The 20,889-nt window shown below is 70.0% G+C and carries 16 protein-coding genes; 8 read left to right on the top strand and 8 right to left on the bottom strand.

Annotated features, from left to right (window positions below; translation table 11 throughout):
* Positions 1–107: 107 nt before the first annotated feature.
* From ABD357_RS30800 to ABD357_RS30790, 3 genes are all read left to right on the top strand, one after another.
* Positions 108–953 (top strand): LLM class F420-dependent oxidoreductase, encoded by an 846-nt coding sequence (locus ABD357_RS30800; RefSeq protein WP_344394293.1) that lies wholly within the window; start codon positions 108–110, stop codon positions 951–953.
* A 77-nt stretch (positions 954–1,030) separates the two neighbouring features.
* Positions 1,031–3,616: a bifunctional FO biosynthesis protein CofGH gene (locus ABD357_RS30795; protein WP_344394292.1), complete on the top strand. Its 2,586-nt coding sequence runs from the start codon at positions 1,031–1,033 to the stop codon at positions 3,614–3,616.
* 41 nt (positions 3,617–3,657) lie between these two features.
* Positions 3,658–4,221 (top strand): hypothetical protein, encoded by a 564-nt coding sequence (locus tag ABD357_RS30790; RefSeq protein ID WP_425585072.1) that lies wholly within the window; start codon positions 3,658–3,660, stop codon positions 4,219–4,221.
* Between the two features lie 73 nt (positions 4,222–4,294).
* Here ABD357_RS30790 and ABD357_RS30785 read toward each other — a convergent pair whose 3' ends face one another.
* Complete coding sequence (locus ABD357_RS30785) at positions 4,295–4,837, bottom strand: DUF2165 domain-containing protein (RefSeq protein ID WP_344394290.1); 543 nt, start codon at positions 4,835–4,837, stop codon at positions 4,295–4,297.
* Positions 4,838–5,109: 272 nt separating this feature from the next.
* Between ABD357_RS30785 and ABD357_RS30780 the strand changes: the two genes are divergently transcribed.
* Positions 5,110–6,225 (top strand): ADP-ribosylglycohydrolase family protein, encoded by a 1,116-nt coding sequence (locus tag ABD357_RS30780; protein ID WP_344394289.1) that lies wholly within the window; start codon positions 5,110–5,112, stop codon positions 6,223–6,225.
* Positions 6,226–6,233: 8 nt separating this feature from the next.
* Here the strand turns inward: ABD357_RS30780 and ABD357_RS30775 are convergent, their stop codons facing one another.
* Together ABD357_RS30775 and ABD357_RS30770 are read right to left on the bottom strand one after the other, a co-directional pair.
* Entirely contained in the window at positions 6,234–7,808 is a 1,575-nt protein-coding gene (locus ABD357_RS30775; protein ID WP_344394288.1) for a sodium:solute symporter family protein, read from the bottom strand.
* Between the two features lie 167 nt (positions 7,809–7,975).
* Positions 7,976–8,761 carry an SDR family oxidoreductase gene (locus ABD357_RS30770; protein WP_344394287.1) on the bottom strand — a complete coding sequence of 262 codons (786 nt, stop codon included), beginning with the start codon at positions 8,759–8,761 and terminating at the stop codon, positions 7,976–7,978.
* A gap of 82 nt (positions 8,762–8,843) precedes the next feature.
* On the opposite strand from ABD357_RS30770, the gene ABD357_RS30765 reads away from it, so the two are divergent.
* Entirely contained in the window at positions 8,844–9,698 is an 855-nt protein-coding gene (locus ABD357_RS30765) for a hypothetical protein (protein ID WP_344394286.1), read from the top strand.
* A 131-nt stretch (positions 9,699–9,829) separates the two neighbouring features.
* Here ABD357_RS30765 and ABD357_RS30760 read toward each other — a convergent pair whose 3' ends face one another.
* The 3 genes from ABD357_RS30760 to ABD357_RS30750 form a co-directional block, all read right to left on the bottom strand.
* Entirely contained in the window at positions 9,830–10,021 is a 192-nt protein-coding gene (locus ABD357_RS30760; RefSeq protein ID WP_344394285.1) for a DUF397 domain-containing protein, read from the bottom strand.
* Positions 10,022–10,221: 200 nt separating this feature from the next.
* Positions 10,222–11,094, bottom strand: a complete 873-nt coding sequence (locus ABD357_RS30755) for a helix-turn-helix domain-containing protein (protein WP_344394284.1) — start codon at positions 11,092–11,094, stop codon at positions 10,222–10,224.
* Positions 11,095–11,577: 483 nt separating this feature from the next.
* Positions 11,578–12,336 carry a GOLPH3/VPS74 family protein gene (locus ABD357_RS30750; RefSeq protein WP_344394283.1) on the bottom strand — a complete coding sequence of 253 codons (759 nt, stop codon included), beginning with the start codon at positions 12,334–12,336 and terminating at the stop codon, positions 11,578–11,580.
* Between the two features lie 543 nt (positions 12,337–12,879).
* Between ABD357_RS30750 and ABD357_RS30745 the strand changes: the two genes are divergently transcribed.
* Together ABD357_RS30745 and ABD357_RS30740 are read left to right on the top strand one after the other, a co-directional pair.
* Entirely contained in the window at positions 12,880–15,927 is a 3,048-nt protein-coding gene (locus ABD357_RS30745; RefSeq protein ID WP_425585071.1) for a D-alanyl-D-alanine carboxypeptidase, read from the top strand.
* A 222-nt stretch (positions 15,928–16,149) separates the two neighbouring features.
* Complete coding sequence (locus tag ABD357_RS30740) at positions 16,150–18,213, top strand: MFS transporter (RefSeq protein WP_344394281.1); 2,064 nt, start codon at positions 16,150–16,152, stop codon at positions 18,211–18,213.
* 151 nt (positions 18,214–18,364) lie between these two features.
* Here the strand turns inward: ABD357_RS30740 and ABD357_RS30735 are convergent, their stop codons facing one another.
* Together ABD357_RS30735 and ABD357_RS30730 are read right to left on the bottom strand one after the other, a co-directional pair.
* Positions 18,365–19,231, bottom strand: a complete 867-nt coding sequence (locus ABD357_RS30735; protein WP_344394280.1) for a MerR family transcriptional regulator — start codon at positions 19,229–19,231, stop codon at positions 18,365–18,367.
* Positions 19,232–19,308: 77 nt separating this feature from the next.
* Positions 19,309–19,821, bottom strand: a complete 513-nt coding sequence (locus tag ABD357_RS30730; RefSeq protein WP_344394279.1) for a glutathione peroxidase — start codon at positions 19,819–19,821, stop codon at positions 19,309–19,311.
* A gap of 36 nt (positions 19,822–19,857) precedes the next feature.
* Here ABD357_RS30730 and ABD357_RS30725 point away from each other — a divergent pair, with 36 nt between their 5' ends.
* The gene (locus tag ABD357_RS30725) at positions 19,858–20,772 is read left to right on the top strand and encodes an SMP-30/gluconolactonase/LRE family protein (protein ID WP_344394277.1); all 915 of its coding nucleotides are present in this window, start codon (positions 19,858–19,860) and stop codon (positions 20,770–20,772) included.
* The last annotated feature ends 117 nt before the right edge of the window (positions 20,773–20,889 follow it).

Genomic DNA, 20,889 nt, shown 5'->3' with positions numbered 1-20,889 from the left:
TTCCCATGGCTTCCGAGGCGTTTCCGAGGTGCTTTGGAGGCACGCGTCGTGGGCGCGTCCGACCGGCCGGTATGGACTCCAGGCGTTTGTCGGGTTAGGAAGGCCTCATGCGGATCTCCACCACGATCTTCCTCACCGACGAGACGATCAGCCCGACCCGGCTCGCCGCCGAGCTGGAGCAGCGCGGTTTCGCCGGGCTCTACCTCCCCGAGCACACGCACATCCCGGTCGAGCGGACGACGCCGTACCCCGCGGGCGGTGAGCTGCCGCCCGAGTACGGCCGCACCCTCGACCCCTTCGTCGCGCTCGGCCAGGCGGCGGCGGTCACCACGGGGCTCGGTCTCGGCACGGGCATCACCCTCGTCGCCCAGCACGACCCCATCGACCTCGCCAAGCAGATCGCGACCCTCGACCACGTCTCCGGCGGCCGCTTCACGCTCGGCATCGGCTTCGGCTGGAACGTGGAGGAAGCCGCCGACCACGGCGTCGACTGGCGTACGCGGCGGGAGCTGGGCCGGGACCGGATGGCGCTGATGCGGGCGCTGTGGTCGCCGGAACCGACCCCGTACGAGGGCGACTTCGGGTCTGTACGCGCCAGCTACGCCTATCCCAAACCCGTACAGAAGCCGCGCGGGCCGGTCGTCGGGCCGCGCACGCTGATCGGGGGAGCGGCCGGGCCGAAGCTCTTCTCGCACATCAGCGAGTACGCGGACGGCTGGCTGCCGATCGGTGGCCGCGGGCTGACCGAGTCGATGCCGGTCCTGCGGTCCGCCTGGGCCGAGGCGGGCCGCGACCCCGAGGCGCTCCAGGTCGTGCCGTACGCCGTGCTGCCCAGCTCCGGCAAGCTCGCGCACTACGCGGACCTCGGCATCGAGGAAGTCGTGCTGCAACTGCCGCCGGCCGGGGAGGCGGAGGTACTGCGCGTGCTGGACGACTACGCGAAGTACGTGTAGTGGGGTATGGGGCCGGGCCGCGCTACTTGTGACACGGCCCCAGGAGTGCCTGATCAATGCGACCGTATGCTCGAAGGATGACGACTTCCGCGAGCTCCGGAACCGGGCCCACCGCGAACGCCATGCGGAGGGCCCTCAAACGCGCCCGGGACGGCGTCGCGCTCGATGTCACCGAGGCGGCCGTGCTGCTTCAGGCGCGCGGCGAGGACCTGAACGACCTGGCGGCGTCGGCCGGGCGGGTGCGGGACGCGGGCCTGGAGGCCGCGGGACGTGCCGGCGTCATCACGTACTCGAAGAGCGTCTTCGTCCCGCTCACCCGGCTGTGCCGCGACAAGTGCCACTACTGCACCTTCGTCACCGTCCCCGGCAAGCTGCGGCGGGCCGGGCACGGGATGTTCATGTCGCCGGACGAGGTGCTCGACATCGCGCGGCGCGGGGCCGAACTCGGCTGCAAGGAAGCCCTGATCACCCTCGGCGACAAGCCCGAGGAGCGGTGGCCCGAGGCGCGGGAGTGGCTGGACGCGCACGGGTACGACGACACCATCGCGTACGTCCGCGCCATCTCCATCCGGATCCTGGAGGAGACGGGGCTGCTGCCGCACCTCAACCCCGGTGTCATGTCGTGGACCGACTTCCAGCGGCTCAAGCCCGTCGCGCCCAGCATGGGCATGATGCTGGAGACCACCGCCACGCGGCTGTGGTCCGAGCCGGGCGGCCCGCACTACGGCTCGCCCGACAAGGAACCGGCGGTGCGGCTGCGGGTGCTGGAGGACGCGGGGCGGTCGTCCGTGCCGTTCACCAGCGGTCTGCTGATCGGGATCGGGGAGACGTACGAGGAACGCGCCGAGTCGCTGTTCGCGCTGCGCAAGGTCTCGCGGGCCTACCACGGCATCCAGGAGCTGATCATCCAGAACTTCCGCGCCAAACCGGACACGGCGATGCGCGGGATGCCGGACGCCGAGCTGGACGATCTCGTCGCCACGGTGGCCGTCGCACGGCACATCATGGGTCCTTCCGCCTGCCTCCAGGCGCCGCCCAATCTCGTGGACTTCGAGTACGGGCGGCTCATCGGCGCCGGAATCGACGACTGGGGTGGCGTCTCACCGCTGACCATCGACCACGTCAATCCGGAGCGGCCCTGGCCGCAGATCGACCAACTCGCCGAGCAGTCGTCGGCGGCCGGCTTCGAACTGCGTGAACGGCTGTGTGTGTACCCGGAGTTCGTACAGCGCGGCGAGCCCTGGCTGGATCCCCGGCTGCTGCCGCACGTACGGGCCCTGGCCGACCCGGAGACCGGCCTGGCGAATCCCGACGCCGTCGTCCAGGGCCACCCGTGGCAGGAGCCGGACGAGGCGTTCACCGCGTCGGGCCGTACGGATCTGCACCGGACCATCGACACCGAGGGGCGTACGGGCGACCGCCGGAACGACTTCGACGAGGTGTACGGCGACTGGGAGGAGCTGCGGGAGGCGGCGGCGCCCGGGATGGTGCCGTCGCGGATCGACACGGACGTACGGGCGGCGCTCGCCACGGCGGCCGACGACCCGACGCGCCTGACCGACGACGAGGCGCTGGCCCTGCTGCACGCCGACGGCCCGGCGCTGGACGCCCTCACCCGGATCGCGGACGACGTCCGCAGGTCGGCGGTCGGCGACGACGTCACGTACATCGTGACGAGGAACATCAACTTCACCAACGTCTGCTACACCGGCTGCCGTTTCTGCGCCTTCGCCCAGCGCCGCACGGACGCCGACGCCTACACGCTGTCCATGGAACAAGTCGCCGATCGCGCCCAACAGGCGTGGGACGTCGGGGCAGTCGAGGTCTGTATGCAGGGCGGGATCCACCCCGACCTGCCCGGCACCGCGTACTTCGACATCGCGCGGGCGGTGAAGGAGCGCGTCCCGGGGATGCATGTTCACGCCTTCTCGCCGATGGAGGTGGTGAACGGCGCGACCCGTACCGGGATGTCGATCCGCGAATGGCTGGCCGCCGCCAAGGAGGCCGGCCTCGGCTCCATCCCCGGCACGGCCGCCGAGATCCTCGACGACGAGGTCCGCTGGATCCTGACCAAGGGCAAGCTGCCCACGGCGACCTGGATAGAGGTGGTGACGACCGCGCACGAGCTGGGTATCCGCTCCTCGTCCACGATGATGTACGGGCATGTGGACCAGCCCCGCCACTGGCTCGGCCACTTCCGGACTCTGTCGCGGATCCAGCAACAGACGGGCGGTTTCACGGAGTTCGTGACGCTGCCGTTCATCCACACCAACGCGCCCGTGTATTTGGCGGGCATCGCGCGCCCCGGCCCGACCATGCGCGACAACCGCGCGGTGACGGCGATGGCGAGGCTGCTGCTGCACCCCTATATCCCCAACATCCAGACGAGTTGGGTGAAGCTGGGGGCGGAAGGGGCGGCCGAGATGCTCCGCTCGGGCGCGAACGACCTCGGCGGCACGCTGATGGAGGAGACCATCTCGCGTATGGCGGGCTCGTCGTACGGCTCGTACAAATCCATCAAGGACCTGATCGCGGTGGCTGAGGCGGCGGGCCGTCCGGCGCGTCCGCGCACGACGCTGTACGGGGAGGTCCCGGAGGAACGGCAGCGGGCGGCGTCGGCTTCGGACGGGCATCTGCCGGAGCTGCTGCCGGTGTTGGACTGAGACGGGACTGAGCTGTCCCACCGAGCAGGGGGAGGAGGTGCGTGCCCGTGCCCACCCGACGAAGGCCGCCTCGACGACGGCTGTCCCCATGGGCCTGGGTCACCGCGCTGACCCTCGGTGCCGTCGTGGTGGTCGCCGTCCTGGCCGTACGCGCCGAGCAGGCGGCCCAGCCGAAGCCGACGGCTTCCGCAAGTCCTTCCGCCTCGGCAAGCCCGTCCGCACCGGTGGCGGTTCCGGACGGCTCGGGCACGGGGCGGCGCATCGTCTACTCCCTCGGCCAGCGGCGGGTATGGCTGGTCGACTCCGGCAAGGACGCCCGCCGTACGTTCACGGTGTGGCCGGGCTCGGTGAGCCCACTGCCCGGCACGTACACGGTCACGTTCCGCAATGCCTCCGCGACCGGCTACGACGGGGTGCCGATCGAGAACGTCGTCTACTTCTCCACCCGCTCCGGCGTCTCGATCGCCTTCTCCAACGCCGAGGACGGCTCGTCGCCGCCGCCCGCCGCAGGAGTCGAGACGGGGGGAATCCGCGTGCGCGCGGCCGACGGGGACGCCATCTGGGATTTCGGTGCGACGGGGACGACGGTTTCGGTGGTCGAGTAGGCGTCCGGCGGAAGAGCAGTTCCGGTTATCGCTCGGTGTCCTTGGGCGGAGGCGGGGCTGTGTGACCCCAACGTCACCTCGTTCGGCTGACGTCACCGCCCCCCGTCGCACGCCCCGCCGCCCCCGGCAGATGCACCACCAGCAGCACAACCCCGCTCAGTACGAAGACCCGGAGGGCCGCGTCCAGGCCGTTCCAGTCCTCCGACTGCCACATGGAGAACCACTCGCCGCCGATGGCGATGAAGCCGGCGCCGAAGAGGAGCATCGTCATGAGCAGGCCGGCCGTGCTCGCGCGGCGGGCGCGGGTGAGGTCCATGCTGCGCAGGCCCGTGCCGTAGAGGGCTGTGGCGGTGATGAGGACGAGGGCGGCCAGGGTCTCCCAGGCGATGATGGCGACGTAGGCGATGTCCTGGAGGGTGCGGGACTCGATCGCACGCCACATCAGGTCGTCGTCCTTGAAGGTGGTGTCCATGGCCAGGACATGGCGTACGAACTGCTGGTTCGTGCCGTAGTCGGTGATGTTGCCGAACGCGACCAGCGCCATGTAGAGGGCGACCGTGCCGGTGAGCAGGGCCGCCGTGACGGGGAGTGCCCGTCCGCCTCCGGTCTTCGTCATGAAAGTCCCCCTGAAGTCCCCAATGGAATCCCCCTGAAAGTCCCGCTGTGATGGGTCAAGTCCCTTGAGGAACAAGGGCGTTGGCCTCTCGTCTATTCCCCGCTTCCGCCGTCTTCCCACTGGGTTGCGCGCACCTCGCACTGCTGCACGTTCCCGCCCAGAATTCGTAAACCGTTCCGGCCCTCAACCGACTGTTCCCGTTCGATTACAGTGCTGAGCTGTCTGCCGTACGGGACGGCAGCCGTACGGGACGGGATCTTCAGGAGGCCTCGGTGGGTGCGACATCCGGTGCCGTCTGGGGGCGTGCCGAGCAGCAGGACTTCCGTAGCCGGGTGCGGGGCACCCTGCTGGGCGCGGCCCTCGGTGATGCGCTGGGCTCGCCGGTCGGGGGCCTCTCGGTGGACGAGATTCGCGTGGAGTACGGCCCGGAGGGTGTCATCGACCTGCCCTTCGGCCACGGCAGCCGCGGCGCCGTCTCGCATCTGACCCAGCTCACCCTCTTCAGCCTCGACGGGCTCATCCGTGCCCAGGTCCGCCGGGACACGGGCGCCTGGCACCCGCCGACGGACCTGCACCGCGCGTATCTGAGATGGGCGGCCACGCAGCACGACTGGGGCCCCGACGAGCGCCGCAAGGAGGACGGCTGGCTGGCCCGCGAGGAGTGGCTGTACGCACGCCGAAACCCGGCCCGCGCCTGCCTGATCGGCCTCGCCGACGACGTGATGGGCACCCTGGACGCCCCCAAGAACCTGGAGGAAATGGGCGCCGAGGCCGCAGCCCGTTCCGCGCCCTTCGGGCTGCTCGTCGGCTGGGAGCCGCAGCTGGTGATGCAGCTCGCCGTCGAGTGCGCGGCGCAGACCCACGGCCACCCCACCGCCTACCTGTCGGCAGGCGCGTACGCCCTGATCGTGCACGGACTGGCCCGCGGCGAGAGCCTCGACGCCGCCGTACAGCGCTCGCTGCAGTTGCTCGCCGACTGGCCGGGGCAGCAGCCGGTGACCGACGCTCTCCAGTACGCGCTGGGTGCCGTACGACAGGGCATGCCCACGCCGGCCCGGATCGAGGAGCTGGCCGGGGCCGGTACGGCGGAGGGGCTGCTGTCGGTCGCCGTGTACTGCGCGCTGGTCGGCGAGGACACCCGGCACGGGCTGTGCCTCTCGGTGAACCACGGCGGCCCCTCGGGCGCCGCCGGAGCGCTCACCGGCGCCCTGCTCGGCGCCCTGCACGGCGAGACGGCCCTCCCACCGGCCTGGCTCGCCGAACTGGAGGGCCGCCCCACGATGCTCGTCCTCGCCGACGACTTCGCGATGGAGATGACCCAGGGGCCCGCGCTGCACGGTCCGGCGGGGTCGTCGCCGGGGTGGCTGGCCCGGTATCCGCGGGTCTAGGGGACTTCTCAGTCCTTCACCGGCGCCCCCACCACGTCGTCAGCCGCCCCCGCCGGAGTCGGGATCGCCGCAGTCGCCGAACCCGGGCCGCCGTCGTCATCGTTGTTGATCTTCGCGAGTACGGCGTCGCGCTCCGGGGTGTCCTCCGGCTTCACGTACCCGATGAGGATGTAGAGGACCAGCGAGACGGCGAGCGGGACCGAGACCTGGTACTGGAGCGGGACGCCGCCGTCGACGTTCCAGTGGATCGGGTAGTTGACCAGCCAGAAGGTGACGAGGCCGACGCCCCAGCTGATCAGCGCGGCCGTCGGGCCGCTCTTGCGGAACCAGGGCAGCAGGCCCAGCATCAGCGGGATCGCGATCGGGCCCATCAGACCGGCGACCCACTTGATGACGACCGTGATGATGTCGCCGAAGAAGTCGGAGTTGACCTGCGTCGCGATGGCCATCGACAGACCGAGGAACAGCAGCGTGGCCCAGCGCGCGGCCAGCAGCCCCGTCCGGGTGTCCCACTCGCGCACCTTCCGCGAGACGGCGGGCATGATGTCGCGCGTGACGACGGCGGCGATCGCGTTGGCGTCCGACGAACACATCGCCATCGTGTGCGAGAAGAAGCCCACGATCACCAGGCCCAACAGGCCGTGCGGCAGCAGCTGTTCAGCCATCAGCGCGTACGAGTCGGCCGGCACGTCCGTCTGGATGATCAGCGGCGCCACCCACATCGGGAAGAACAGCACCAGCGGCCAGACCAGCCAGAGCACGGCGGACAGGGAGGCCGAGCGCGTGGCGGACTTCGCGGAGTCCGTGGCCATGTAGCGCTGGGCCTGGTTCCACATGCCGCCGTTGTACTCGAAGGTCTTGATGAAGAGGTACGCGATCAGGAAGACCATCATGTACGGGCCGGCCAGCGGCTTGGTGTGCCCGTCCAGCGCGGGCTCGTCCCAGACGCTCCACAGCGTGCTGAAGCCGCTCAGCTCGACCATGACGGCGATCAGCATCGCGATACCGGCGACGAACTGGATGATGAACTGCCCGAGTTCGGTCAGCGCGTCCGCCCACAGGCCGCCGACGGTGCAGTAGACGGCCGTCACCGCACCGGTGATGAGGATGCCCATGTTGAGCGAGACCCCGGTGAACACCGACAACAGCGTGGCGATCGCCGCCCACTTGGCACCCACGTCCACGATCTTCAGCAGGACGCCGGACCAGGCGAGGGCCTGCTGCGTCGGCAGGTTGTAACGGTTCTTCAGATACTCCAGCGGCGACGACACATGCAGCCGTGCGCGCACCCGGTTGAGCCGGGGCGCGAAGAGGCGGGCGCCGATGGCGATGCCGATGGCGATGGGGAAGGACCAGGTGACGTAGGAAGTGACGCCGTAGGTATAGGCGATGGCCGCGTAGCCCGTGAACATCACCGCGCTGTAGCCGGACATGTGGTGCGAGATGCCGGACAGCCACCACGGCATCTTGCCGCCGGCGGTGAAGAAGTCGCTGACGTTGCCGACGCGCTTGTGGGACCAGACGCCGATCGCGACCATCACACCGAAGTAGCCGATCAGCACGGTCCAGTCGAGACCGTTCATATGCCCCCCTCTTAGGGTCCCTCTCAGGGTCGTGAAGCGCCCGCTCATCGTCAGTTCGCTGACATGGCGGCGACAACGGCCCGTACCGTCAAGAGGAGGTAAAATAGTTCTGCTTACTGACCTCGGTTCATGTGGCTGAACGCGTCGAAAGGGGCGCAAGAAAGGGGCTAGCGCATCAGCTCCCCCGCGTTGACCAGCAGAGACTGCCCGGTGATCGCCCGCGCCCGGTCCGATGCCAGGAACACCGCGGCGTCGGCCACGTCTGAGTCCGTAGCCAGCTCCGGGAGCGCCATACGAGAGGTCAGCCGCTCCAGCACCTCGGCCTCCGGCACTCCCTCGGTATGCGCCGAGAACTGGACATACGCCTCGACCGGCGGCCCCCACATCCACCCCGGCAGCACGGTGTTCACCCGAATCCGGTGCGGCCCCAACTCCCTTGCCAGGGAGTACATCGCGGACGTCAGCGCGCCCTTCGAGGCCGCGTACGCCATCTGCCTGACCTGCGTGGGAGCGGCGACGGCCGACTGCGTCCCGATGAAGACCACGGACCCGCCGCGGTCCTTCAGTGCGGGCAGACAGGCGCGGGTCGTCCGCAGCGTGCCGAGCAGGTTCACGTCGATGACGGACTGCCAGGTGGCGAAGTCCGCGTCCTCAAGGCCGCCGAAGTAGCTGTCCCAGGCGGCGACATGAACGACGGCGTCGAGCCGCCCGAACCGCTCGACCGCGAGCGCGGCCAGCGCCTCGCACTGCCCCTCGTCGGTGATGTCGGCCGAGCGAAAGGCGGTGCGCGTGCCGTCGGGATCGATCTCCGCCGCCGACTTGGCGAGATTCGCCTCCGTGCGCGCCCCGAGCACGGCGTTGCCCCCGTCCCGTACGACCGCCGCCGCGACCTGATGACCAAGCCCGGCGCCGACTCCCGAGACGATCACGGTTCTGCCCGCGAGCAGTGACATACCGAGGCCTCCCTGACTCTGGCGGATTGTCTGACGGAGCGTCAGAGTATGGGCGTCCGCCGGAGGAAGGAAGGGGAGCGGCATGAGTGAGGAGACCCGCAGCGAGGGGACCCGCAGCGAGGTGTACGCGGAGTTGGCCGCCGTGGGCCCGTATGGCGTCCACCCGGGCCATGCCCTGATCACCATGGTCGAGCCGCATCCGGGCCATGAGTACGCGTACAACCGATGGTACGAGGATGATCACTACTACGCCGGCGCGATGGCGATGCCCTGGATGTACGCGGGCCGCCGCTGGGTCGCCACCCGCGACCTCCAACTCCTGCGCTATCCCGAGAAGTCGGCGGTCGCCCAGCCGGTCACCGCCGGCTGCTACATCTCCACGTACTGGGTCACGGACGGCCGCTACGACGACCACATGAAGTGGACCGTCGGCATCAACAAGCGGCTCAATCGCGACGGCCGGGTCTATCAGGACCGTACGCACGTCTTCACGGCGTTCCAGGACCACGAGGCGACGGTGTACCGGGACGGGGCGGCGGGTCCGCGCGACTTCCACGCGCTGGACCATCCGTATGCGGGGCTGGTCGTGGAGGTCATCGATGCGGAAGGGCAGGAACGGCGGGCCGAGTTGCTGGAGTGGCTGCGCTCCCGGCACCTGCCGAAGCGGCTCGCGGGCTCGCCCGCCGCGATGGTCACGATCTTCCGGCCGACTCCGCTTCCCAGCGACCGTATGTCGTATGTGAAGCAGGTCGAAGGGGTCGATACGCGGCTGACGTTGCTGTGGTTCCTGGAGGTGGACCCCAGGGAGTGCTGGGAGGGGTACTTCACGGGGCTGGAGGAGCCGGTGGCGGAGGCGGGGCTGGGGAAGGTGGAGTTGGTGGCTCCGTTCATTCCTACGGTGCCGGGGACGGATCGGTACGTGGATCGCCTGCGGTGAGCTGCCGGGCGTACCGGCCAAAGTGCGGCCCCCTCGGCTGGTGACGGCGGCCAGTCGAGAGGGCTCTTGCTGTGGTTCCTTATGGAGTTGGTTCGGCCAGTGGGCGGCCGAGAGTCAGGGACCCTCGGGTCTCACTGCTTGACCGATGTCACGAAGACACTCCATGCCTGGGCCGGGAAGGCCAGGGTCGGGCCCTCGGGGGCCTTGGAGTCACGGACGGCGAGGGCCGAGAGGGTGGGTGACTTGACCTCGACGCACGCGCTGTTCGGGGAGGAGTACGAGGACTTCGTCCATGTCTTCGTGGCGCCTTGCAGAATTGCCATGTTCGCTCCGATGGTGAATCGCTGGCCGAGGTCACCGGGCCATTGGGGCCACAGCGCAGTTCGCGCCAACTTTGTTGATCGAGTGGCGTGATCGACGCTACTCGCCAACTTCCTCGCCCGGAGGAGCTGTTCACTCGTCCGGGTGGCATATTCCATCCGAACCTTCTGCTCGGGCGCGCTTTGGTATATCCTGCGCCCTTTCAGTCCAGACCGCTTCCGCGGGCGTACTCCTTCGCGATGTCGGCGATGATCTGCCGCGACTGCTCGGGGTTGAGCGCCTGGGCCCGCAGATGCTCGTACATGAGGCTGTACTTCTGCACGTCCGGCGCCTTCTCCAGATACAGGTCGCTGGTGACACCCTCGATGTACACCACACTCGAATCGGCCGCGTCGGCGAACTCCAGGATCGCGTACTGCCCCGCCAGACCGGAGTGCGCACCGACGTCGAACGGCAGTATCTGCACGGTGATATGGGGGAGCTGGGCCATCTCGTTGAGGTGCTCCAACTGCTCGCGCATCACGTTGTTGTCGCCGACCACGCGGCGCAGCGACGCCTCGTCCAGCACCACCCACAGGCGCAGCGGATCCTTGTCGGCGTTGATGCGCTCCTGCCGCCGCAGCCGGACCTGGACGCGCTTTTCGATCTCGGCGTCCGAGGACTCGGGGGATCCGCCGCGGACGATGGCCTCGGCGTAGGTGGGGGTCTGGAGCAGGCCGGTGACGATCTGGGGCTCGTAGACCCGCAGTGACTCGGCGTCGGTCTCCAGGCCGATGTAGACGCTGTACGGGATGTCCCCGAACGCGTGCCACCAGCCCTGCTGGCGCGAGGCCTTGGCCATTTCCATCAGGCCGTCGACCATTCGCTGGTCCTCGACCTCGTACACCCCGCACAGGTCACGGACGTCGCGCGGGCTGATGCTGCGCCGGCCGTTCTCCAGGCGGCTGATCTTCGACTGCGAGACGAGCAGGCGCTCGGCGACCTCCTCGGCGGTCATGCCCTTGAGCTCGCGGAGCCGGCGCAGCTCCTGGCCCAGCCGGCGTCGCCTGACGGTGGGATTGACATTGGACGCCACGGGACGTGCACCTCCGGCTGCGTACGGCCTGTACTTTGCGTGTCTGCTGTTGAGCAGATTGCCACCAAGGTGCTTGCCAGCGCTGGGAAACAGCGCAAGCGCTCCGCTGGAAGTGCCCGTGCGCCACCTGCGGGTGCGTCGTGGCTGGGCGCTCGCAGGGGGACTCCCATCGCGGCGGAGCCGCATACGTCACAGCCCCGGGCCCCTAAGTGGCCTGCGGCCTCCTTTCGGGGCTCGGGGTTCGGGGCTCGGGGGGAAGCGCACCGGACTCTCGCCGGACTCGTTTCGCGATTGTCCGTACGTACGCGGACACATGGCCGCGCGGGGCGGCGGGCCGTGTCGTCGTCCGGACGTACGGCCTGCCACCCCGCGCGGCTCAGCGGCTCCCGAACCGGGTCTTGGGGACTTGCGGTGCGGCGCTGACGGTGGTGGTGCTGTGCTGCATTCTTGCCGTGTTGCCTTGCTGTGCCGTGGAACAGCGGCTCAGTGGGCCACGGCGCGCGCCATGGATCCTCGGCGCGGTTGCATCGGAACGCCCCGTGCGGGTTCCGGTGCAGGCCTGGCTCCGGCGGCGGCCTGGCGGCCGGGCGATGGGGCCGGGCTGCGGCGTGGCTGTGCGGCCACACCGTTCTGGACGTCCATCACGGCGTGTGCCACGAGGCCGCCCATGGGGTCGTGCCTGATCAGGTCCCGGAGGCGGGAGCGCGAGGAGCGCCCTTCGTTCCCCGGGTAGAGGTGCTTGCCCAGGCCGACGGCGTGCGCCAGCGCGGCCAGTGCGGCGGTCCGCGGGTCCGGCGGTACGCCGGTGCGGATCGCACTGTCCAGCCGGGCCTTGATCTCCCGGCTGATCTCCGTGTCCGTCGCTTGGTAGCGAGTCGTCGGAAGCACCCCGCACATCTGTCCCGCGACGGCATGGACCATGCCGCAGCGCTCCAGATGCGAGAGATATGTCTGGCGCAGCCCCAGTCGGGGCCCGCCAATCCAGTGAACGGCACGCACGGGAGCGCCACGCCTTCGCAGCAACTCCAACGCGCAGTCCAAAGTCGGATCTCCGGTCGGCCGTGGTGCTACCACGGCGATACGATCCCCGTCTGGGGCTATCCGTCCGGCCAGCGCCAGCTCCACTAGCTGTGCTCCGGCCAGACCAAGGTCGAGCGACTGCGGCTGTGCGGTGGTACCCGTGGTCGGGTCCAGCGCCAGCAGCAGAAGCTCCTCCGGAAGTGTTCTGCGGCTCCTGCCCATCCATGCCTCCCCGCGTGGATGAATGACAGGGTGACCCCTCTCACATCGGTCTGTCGAGGGTGCGTGACCGGAATGTAGTGGAACCGGTAGGTATGTCGTTCTCGTCTACCGCAGGGGTTAAGCCCGCACACAGGACACTGGTACATGGTTCGGACATCGATTCCGGGCGTCTGTTGGCGGCTCTTCAACGGTTCATGGTTCGGTTGGGCGCACGGTGAGTGGCGCATGGAGGAGGCATCGGTGACGGGCGAGTCCCCCGACAGGTCGAAGCAGCACGAGTCGTCGGCAGAACCGACGTCGGGGAGCACGGCTCCGGTTCCGGGCCCTGCCTCTCGAGGCTCTGGTGGGGGTGGCTCGGACGCGCGTCCCGCGCCGGGGGCGGATCCGCGGCTCGCGGTCGCCCGTGAGGCGGTGGCCGTCGCGAGGGTGGACACGGCCACGGCGGTGTTCTCCACGCGTGGGGTTGCGGACGTGTCGGCCTCCGGTGCCTCGGGTACGGACGCATCAGGGTCGGTTGCGTCGGATACGGCAGGGGCGGAGGTCTTGACTGCTGAGGGTTCCCCCGGGCGGGAGGACTCTGCGGCTGCTTCGGAAGCGGAGGATGCCGCGGAGGGTTCGGAGCCCGCGGCGAAGGACTCCAAGCCGGGTGACACCCGGCTGCGGGACGCTGTGGCGGCTTGGGTCGCGGGGGCGGATACCGGGGCTGAGGGCTCGGGTTCCGGTTCGGGCTCGGACGACCGTGAGTCGCGGGCCGGGGCGGAGAGTGACGGCGACGTCGAGGGCGACGGGGACGCGGCGGCTTCGGGCGATGAAGGTACGGCTCCGGAGGCGGGGGTCGGCGCCGAGGAGGCGCGTACGGACTCGGAGGCAGGTTCGGATTCCGCGGAGGGTTCGGACTCCGAGCCGGACGAAGCCGTCGCGGGGGACGACGCCCCCGGCGACGCGTCCTCGGCCACCTCGGCCGAGGACGCTGACGCGGAGCTTGCCTCCGGCACGGCAGTCGACGGTGACGCCGGGGAGGACCGCCACGCCGGCGGCTCCGAGGCCCGGCGTGCGGAGGATGCCGAGCGGCCGGACGACGAGGCGGCGGACGGTGCCGACCCGCGGTCGGCCGAGTCCACGGGCGAGGACGCCCCGGCGGGTGGCCGCGGCTCTGGTGCGGAGGAGTCGGCGACGGATGCCGCCTCCGGCGAGGACGCGTCTGGTGACGCGGAGGGCGCCGAGTCCACGGGCGAGGACGCCCTGGCGGGTGGCCGCGGCTCTGGTGCGGAGGAGTCGGCGACGGATGCCGCCTCCGGCGAGGACGCGTCTGGTGACGCGGAGGGCGCCGAGCTCTCGGGCGAGGACGCCCTGGCGGGTGGCCGCCGCACCGGTGCGGGGGAGGCTGAGGGGGACGCCGTCTCTGGCGGCGACGGGGAAGCTGTCTCGGCCGCCCTCAAGCGCGCTGACGTGGAGTCTGTCTCCGGCGCTGCTGCGGAGGGTGCTGCCGGTGACGTGGAGGACGACAGCCGTGCGGGCGGCTCCGACGCCGAGCGCGTAGAGGGTGCCGAGCCCTCGGGCGAGGACACCCCGGCCGAGGGCCGCCGCTCCGGTGCTGACGAGGAAGAGGCGGACGCCGGCCCTGACGGGGATGCCGTCTCGGCCGCCCTCAAGGACGCTGACGTGGAGTCTGTCTCCGGCGCTGCTGCGGAGGGTGCTGCCGGTGACGTGGAGGACGACAGCCGTGCGGGCGGCTCCGACGCCGAGCGCGTAGAGGAGGCCGAGCCCTCGGGCGAGGACACCCCGGCCGGTGGTCGTAGCGCAGACGCGGATGAGCCGGAGGCGGACGCCGTTCCCGGCGGCGAAGCCACTCCCGACCCCGGCCCCGACGCGGAGGCCGACTCCGCGCCCGCCCAGGACGCCGAGGACGCCCACGCGAAGCGTGATCCTCGTGCCGGTGGCGGTGACGCCCCGGCTGCCGGTCGGGACGTCGACGGCGAGCCCGGCACAGGGGCTGGTGAGGACGAGCCCAAGCGTCCCGTCGACCAGCCCACCGCCGCCTTCAAGGTGCGGGCGCCCGCTGTCGATCAGCCCACCACCACCCTCAAGGTGGGCGATGCCAAGCCGGACGAGAAGCCCGCTGCCGCCGAGCGTGAATCCGAGCGCACCAGCAAGTTCGTGGCGCTCAAGCCGCTTGATGGACCGGCTCCTCCCAGGGAGAAGCCGGCCGTTGCGCCTGAGGAGAAGCCCGCCGTTCCGCCCGCCGCCGAGACTGCCGCTATCGCGCAGGTCGGGCCGGAGCGGACCGCGCAGCAGCCTCTCCCGCCCAAGCCGCCGCTCGACCTGCTGGCGGAGCTGACGAACACGCCGCCGCCTCGGGAGACGCCGGTACGGACGATCGTGCGGCGGGTCAAGATCTGGACGCCGCTGGTCATCCTGCTGGCCGTGGTGTTCGCGGTGGTGCAGGCGGTACGGCCCCTGCCGACGCCCGCCCTCGCGCTGACCGCCGACAAGTCGTACACCTTCGAGGGCGACAAGGTCACCCTGCCGTGGCCCCAAGAGGGCCAGGGCTGGATGGACGTCAACGGCATCGGCACCGTCGACAATTTCGGCCAGCAGAAGCCCGTGGCCATCGGCTCCGTCGCCAAGGCCATGGTCGCGTACGTGATCCTCAAGGATCACCCGCTGAAGCCCGGCGACGAGGGCAAGAACATCCCCGTCGACGCGAAGGCCGAGACGGAGGGCGGTTACGACAAGGACGGCGAGTCCACGCTCAACACCATCAAAGAGGGCGACACCCTCACCCAGCGGCAGGCGCTCGCGGCCATCATGATTCCGTCCGCGAACAACGTCGCGCGGCTGCTGGCCCGTTGGGACTCCAACGGCTCCGAGGAGGCGTTCGTCAAGAAGATGAACGACGCCGCCGCGGACCTCGGGATGAAGAACACGAAGTACACCGACCCGTCCGGTCTGAAGGAGTCCACCGTCTCCACCGCCGAGGACCAGGTGAAGCTCGGCAACGAGCTGGTCCAGATGAAGGCGCTGACGGACATCACCAAGCTGCCCACCTGGAAGGACCCCTCGGGCCGGGAATGGCAGAACTACAACCGCCTCGTCCCGTACGACAACGCCATCGGCATCAAGACCGGCTCCACCACCAAGGCCGGCGGCAACCTGCTGTTCGCCGCGACCGAGGACGTGGAAGGTGAGATCGTCACCGTCGTCGGCGCGATCCTCGGCCAGCACCAGCCGCCGATCATCGACACCGTCAACGCGGTCAGCAAGACCGCGATGGTCGCCGCCCAGGACGCGCTGACCTCGTCGAAGATCCTGAAGAAGGGCGACGTCGTCGGGTACGTGGACGACGGGCTCGGCGGCCGGACCCCGGTCGTCGTCACGCAGGACGTCTCCGCCGTGGGCTGGGCCGGCAAGACCGTCGAGCTGGACCTGAGCGACGACGGTACGGAGATCCCGCACGAGGCGAAGGCGGGAACGAAGGTCGGCGCGCTGAGCGTCGGTGACGGCACGGGCGACGCCGTCGAGGTCCCGGTGGCCCTCCAGTCGGACCTCACCGAACCGGGTTACGGCTCCAAGCTCACCCGCGTGAGCTGACGGCCGGAGGGACAGCAGGACGGGCAGCCGGCTGGGCGGCCGGCGGGTCCCATAGGTGAGTTGACGGCACGTGCGTCCCGGTGACACAGCGCGACGTACGTGCCGTATCCCGCCCGGGCGACCCGCGGCGGGGTGCGTGCTAGCGTCGCAAGGATCGGGGCAGCTCGCCGGTCGCGGGGCCCGGCCGAGAGCGAACAATGGGACACGGGGAGTGCCTTTCACGTGGCGACAGCGGAGCCGACGCACGCCGAAGACGCCGAGCCGAGCCGAGGAGGATCCGGCTCGCGAATACACGAGCGCGCGCGGCAGGCGGACGGCCGCGACGAGACCCACGAGGGCGGCTGTGACGCGCGTCAAAGGGCTCGCGACGGCGGCAGTGACGCGCGTCAAGAAGCCCGCGACGACGGCAGCGACGAGGCCCGCGACGGCACCCGCGGAGCCCCTCAAGAGGCCCGCGACGACAGCCGCGCAGCACGTCAAAGTCGTCGTGAGTCCGACGAGACCCCCGCGCACCCCGCGCCCCCCACCTCCTTCCCCCGCTTCCTCCGCCACCCCGTCACCCTCGCCACCGCCCTCGCCGGTGTGCTGCACGTCGTCTGGTTCTTCACGTTCGCCAACAGCGGTGGCGACCTCGCGGCGCAGGACGCCTGGGCGGAGTTCGTCGGGCGGCACCCGGACTCGGCGTACAACCTGGCCTGGTACGGGGGCATGCACCCCGTCTCGTACAGCGTCGTGTCCCCGTATCTCATGTCGGTGCTCGGTGTGCGTCCGACGATGATGATCGCGGGGACGGTCTCCGCGGGCCTGCTCACGCTGATCCTCATGCGCAGCAGGGCCGTAAGGGATCTGCGGGGGCCCGCGCTCATCGGAGTGTTCGCACTCTTCTGCAACGCCGTGTCCGGCCGCGTGACCTTCGGTCTCGGCATGGTCTTCGCGCTGGGCGCGACCGCCGTCGTCTTCTGCTGGCCCCACCGCTGGCGCTACAAACGCTGGGCCAAGGCCCTGTGCGCAGCTCCGGTGGCCGCGATCGCGACCGCCGCGTCGCCCGTGGCGGGGCTCTTCGTGGGGCTGGTCGCCGTGGCGCTGTTCCTGCAGAAGCGGCGCCCGGGCGCCTACGCGCTGGGCCTCGCGCCCGCCGCCGTCGTGGGCGTCTCGGCGTGGCTCTTCCCGTTCTCCGGTACGCAGCCGATGCTGTTCGGGTCGGTCGTGCTGCCCTTCCTGTTCTCGGGCTTCGTCTACTTCCTCGTTCCGAGGGAGTGGAAGACGGTCCGGATCACGGCCGGCGTGTACGGGCTCTCCGTGGTCCTCGTCTGGTTGATCAGCTCGCAGATCGGTTCCAACATCACACGGCTCGCGATGCTGTTCGCGGGTGTCGTACTGCTGGCGGCGCTGCCGTTCACGATGCCGCGCTCGCGCAGGTGGTACGCGCTTGTCGTGGCCTCCGCGGGGTTCGTCGCGTGGATCGGCTTCAAGGCGGTGGACGACACCGTGAACGCGACGCCCGCCGCATCCTGGGCGCGTGAGCTCGCCCCCATAGTGGACCAGCTCCAGGAGGTGGGCGCCGAGAAGGGCCGCGTGGAGGTCGTACCGGCCCGCTCGCACCGCGAGGCGTCCGCGCTCGCCCCGTATGTGAACCTCGCCCGCGGCTGGAACCGGCAGGCCGACATGGAGCGCAACCCGCTCTTCTACGACGACACCCTGAACTCCGCCAACTACCACGAGTGGCTCCAGCGCTGGGCCGTCCACTACGTCGTCCTGCCCAAGGACGAGCCCGACGGGGACGGCGGCGAGCGCGAACGCGAGCTTGTGCAGCGCGGCCAGCCGTATCTGAAGCAGGTCTGGGGCGACGCGAACTGGCAGCTCTTCAAGGTCACCGATCCCACGCCGCTCGCCGACCCGCCCGCCGTCGTCGAGCGCGCCGGACAGGACGAGATGACGATCAGGGTGAGGGAGGCGGGGCGGGTTCTGATCCGCGTCCCGTACTCGCCGTGGCTCGGCCTCGTCGACGCCGAGGGCAAGAGCGTCGAGCCGCCCCAGGAGACGGAGGAATCCAAACGGCTGCGGGAGGTCGACGAGGACGCCCCGAAGACGTTCGAGAACGTCGCCGGCTGCCTGATGGAGGCGGAGGAGGACGCGAAGGGCGACGAGTGGACGGAGCTGGTGGCTCCGCGTGCCGGTACCTATCGCCTGGCGGCGCGGTACCAGCTGCCTCGGGGCACGGGGTGCCCCGAGGAGCTGCGGGAGTCGCTCCTCGGGGTTGGGGGTGTTGCTCCGCAGTTCCGGTGAATGCGTGCGTTCCGGTGGGGGGCTCGTCGCGCCCACGCGGCGGAGCCGCACAATGTCACCGCCCCGCGCCCCCTAGGGGGCACCTAGGAGGCGCGTCCGTCACCCGGTGCTTGAATCCGTCACCCCGTGCTTGAACCTGTTCCCCGAGTCCTTAAATCGGGAACGCCACGTCGCATACCTCGTCCTCTGGGCCCGCCTTGTCCCAGTCCGCGAAGTAGATTTCGCGGCAAGGGCCCGCGTAGTCCAGGCCTTCCCCTTCCATCCACGCCTCCACGGCCTCGAATGCCGCGTGGATCTGGGGAGCGGCGACCTGGGCCTTGGTGATGCGGGTGTAGGCGAGGCGGCGTGCGGGCTCCAGGCGGGCTGTCGCGCCCCATGCTCGTGCGTGCTCGGTGGCCCAGGCACGTGCCGCCTCCGGGTCGGCTATGGGTATGCAGGATTCGACGGGGCCGTCGCTCACGTCCGCGACCTCGGAGTGGTAGACGACGAACGGCGCGCCCGTCATCCCGCCGCACTTCTCGGCGGCCGACTCGAGCCGCCCCAGTGACGCCGGGATCCAGGTGGGCAGTTCGTCCTCGACGGTGTGCCGCTTCTCCGTGATGAGCCACTGCTCGGGTACGTCCACGGTGTGGACCTCGAACTTCGCGTACAACTCGGAACTCCTTCCGGAAAGCCGTCCACGGAGATAGTGCGCGAGTGTCCGCTGCCCGGCGAGGCGTTCCTCGACGTCCGCCCAGTACGCGGCGACGAGATCCGCGGCCCGTACCCCGTCTGCCTCCGCCACCACTTCGGCAATGCGCGCGAGCGGCATGTCGAGTTGGCGCAGCAGGAACACCAGGCGGGCACGTTCGACCTGGCTGTGGCGGTAGTAGCGGTAACCGCTGGTCTCGTCGACGTACGCCGGGGTCAGCAGCCCCAGGCGGTCGTACAGCCGCAGCGCCTTCGGCGAGAGCCGCGCGCGGGCGGCGAACGCGCCGATCGTCAGCAGGTCCTCGTCCACGGCACCATCCTCCGTCACCGGGCGACTGCCGCCCGGTGACGAGGACGGTGATCCCTGCCCCAGGGGCAAGGTCAAGCGCGATTGGTCAAGCGGCGTTACGCGACAGCCTTCTCCACCGCTGCCACGACATCCGCGGACTCCGGCTCCGTCTGAGGCGAGAAGCGGGCGAGGACCGTGCCGTCGCGGCCGAGCAGGAACTTCTCGAAGTTCCAGCGGATGTCGCCGCTGTGGCCCTCGGCGTCCTCGGTCGCCACGAGGCGCTCGTACAGCGCGTGGCGCCCGTCCCCGTTCACCTCGACCTTCTCGGTCATCGGGAAGGTCACGCCGTACGTCGCCGAGCAGAACTCCGCGATCTCCTCGGACGTGCCGGGCTCCTGGCCCATGAACTGGTTGCAGGGCACCCCGAGCACGGTGAAGCCCTGCGCGGCGTATCGCTCGTGCAGCCGCTCGAGGCCCGCGTACTGCGGAGTGAGCCCGCACCTGGAGGCCACGTTCACGATGAGTACGGCCTTGCCCTTGTACTGGCCCAGATCGGCGGAGCCGCCCTGGAGGGATGCGATGTCGACGTCGTACACGGAATCAGTCTGGTCCGGCTCGTTATTGGTCATGCCCGGATGCTAACCGGGCTGGGTAAGGTCGCCCGCGTGACGAGAGTGAATGGGATCTACGAGACACTCGACGACCGCTTCCGCACCGGCCGCTGCACGCTCGGGGACGTGCGCCTTGAGCGTCTGTACGACGACTGCCGCTGGGCCGAGGGCCCGCTCTACCTCCCCGCCTGGCGCCAGCTGATCTGGAGCGACATCCCCAACGACCGCCTCCTGCGCTGGGACGAGACGACGGGCACGGTCGGCGTCTTCCGCACACCGGCCGGCCACAGCAACGGCAACACGGTCGACCGCCAGGGCCGCCTCGTCTCGTGCGAGCAGGGCAACCGGCGGGTGACGCGCACCGAGCACGACGGACGGGTGACGGTCCTGGCCGACCGTTACGACGGCAAGCGGCTCAACAGCCCGAACGACGCCGTCGTACGCTCCGACGGAATGTTGTGGTTCTCCGACCCCGACTTCGGGATCCTCAGCGACTACGAGGGGCACCGGGCGGAGAGCGAGATCGGCGCCTGCAACGTCTACCGCCTCGACCCGGCCACGGGCTCCGTGACCCTGGCAGCCGACGGCTTCCGCGGCCCGAACGGGCTCGTACTCTCCCCGGACGAACGGCAGTTGTACGTCTCCGACACCCGCCTCAACCAGGTCCGGGTTTTCGACGTCCACGAGAACGGCACGCTCGGCGAGGGCAAGGTCTTCGCCGAGTGCCGCCCCGGCGGCGGGGTCTTCGACAACATCCGCTTCGACGACGAGGGCCGCCTGTGGGTGGCCGCCTGCGACGACGGCGTCCACTGCTACGACCCCGACGGCACCCTCATCGGCCGCCTGCTGATCCCCGAGACGGTCTCCAACATCGCGTTCGGCGGCCCGAAGAACAACCGGATGTTCATCACGGCCACGACCTCGCTGTACTCGCTGGTGATGTCGGTTACGGGCGCTGCGCGGCTTTGACGGGACGTCGAAGCCGAGCGGGCTCACGGAGAGCTCGGGCCCGCGAGCGGTTTCGAGGGCTGGATCACGACGGGACGAGGTGGTGGCGGAGGCCGGCTGTCCCACTACCGCGACGCG

This window comes from Streptomyces vastus, from assembly GCF_039532825.1.
GTDB classification, from domain to species: Bacteria; Actinomycetota; Actinomycetes; order Streptomycetales; family Streptomycetaceae; genus Streptomyces; species Streptomyces vastus.
Note: the sequence above shows the minus strand (reverse complement) of the source record. Positions and strands in the feature narration are given on the sequence as shown.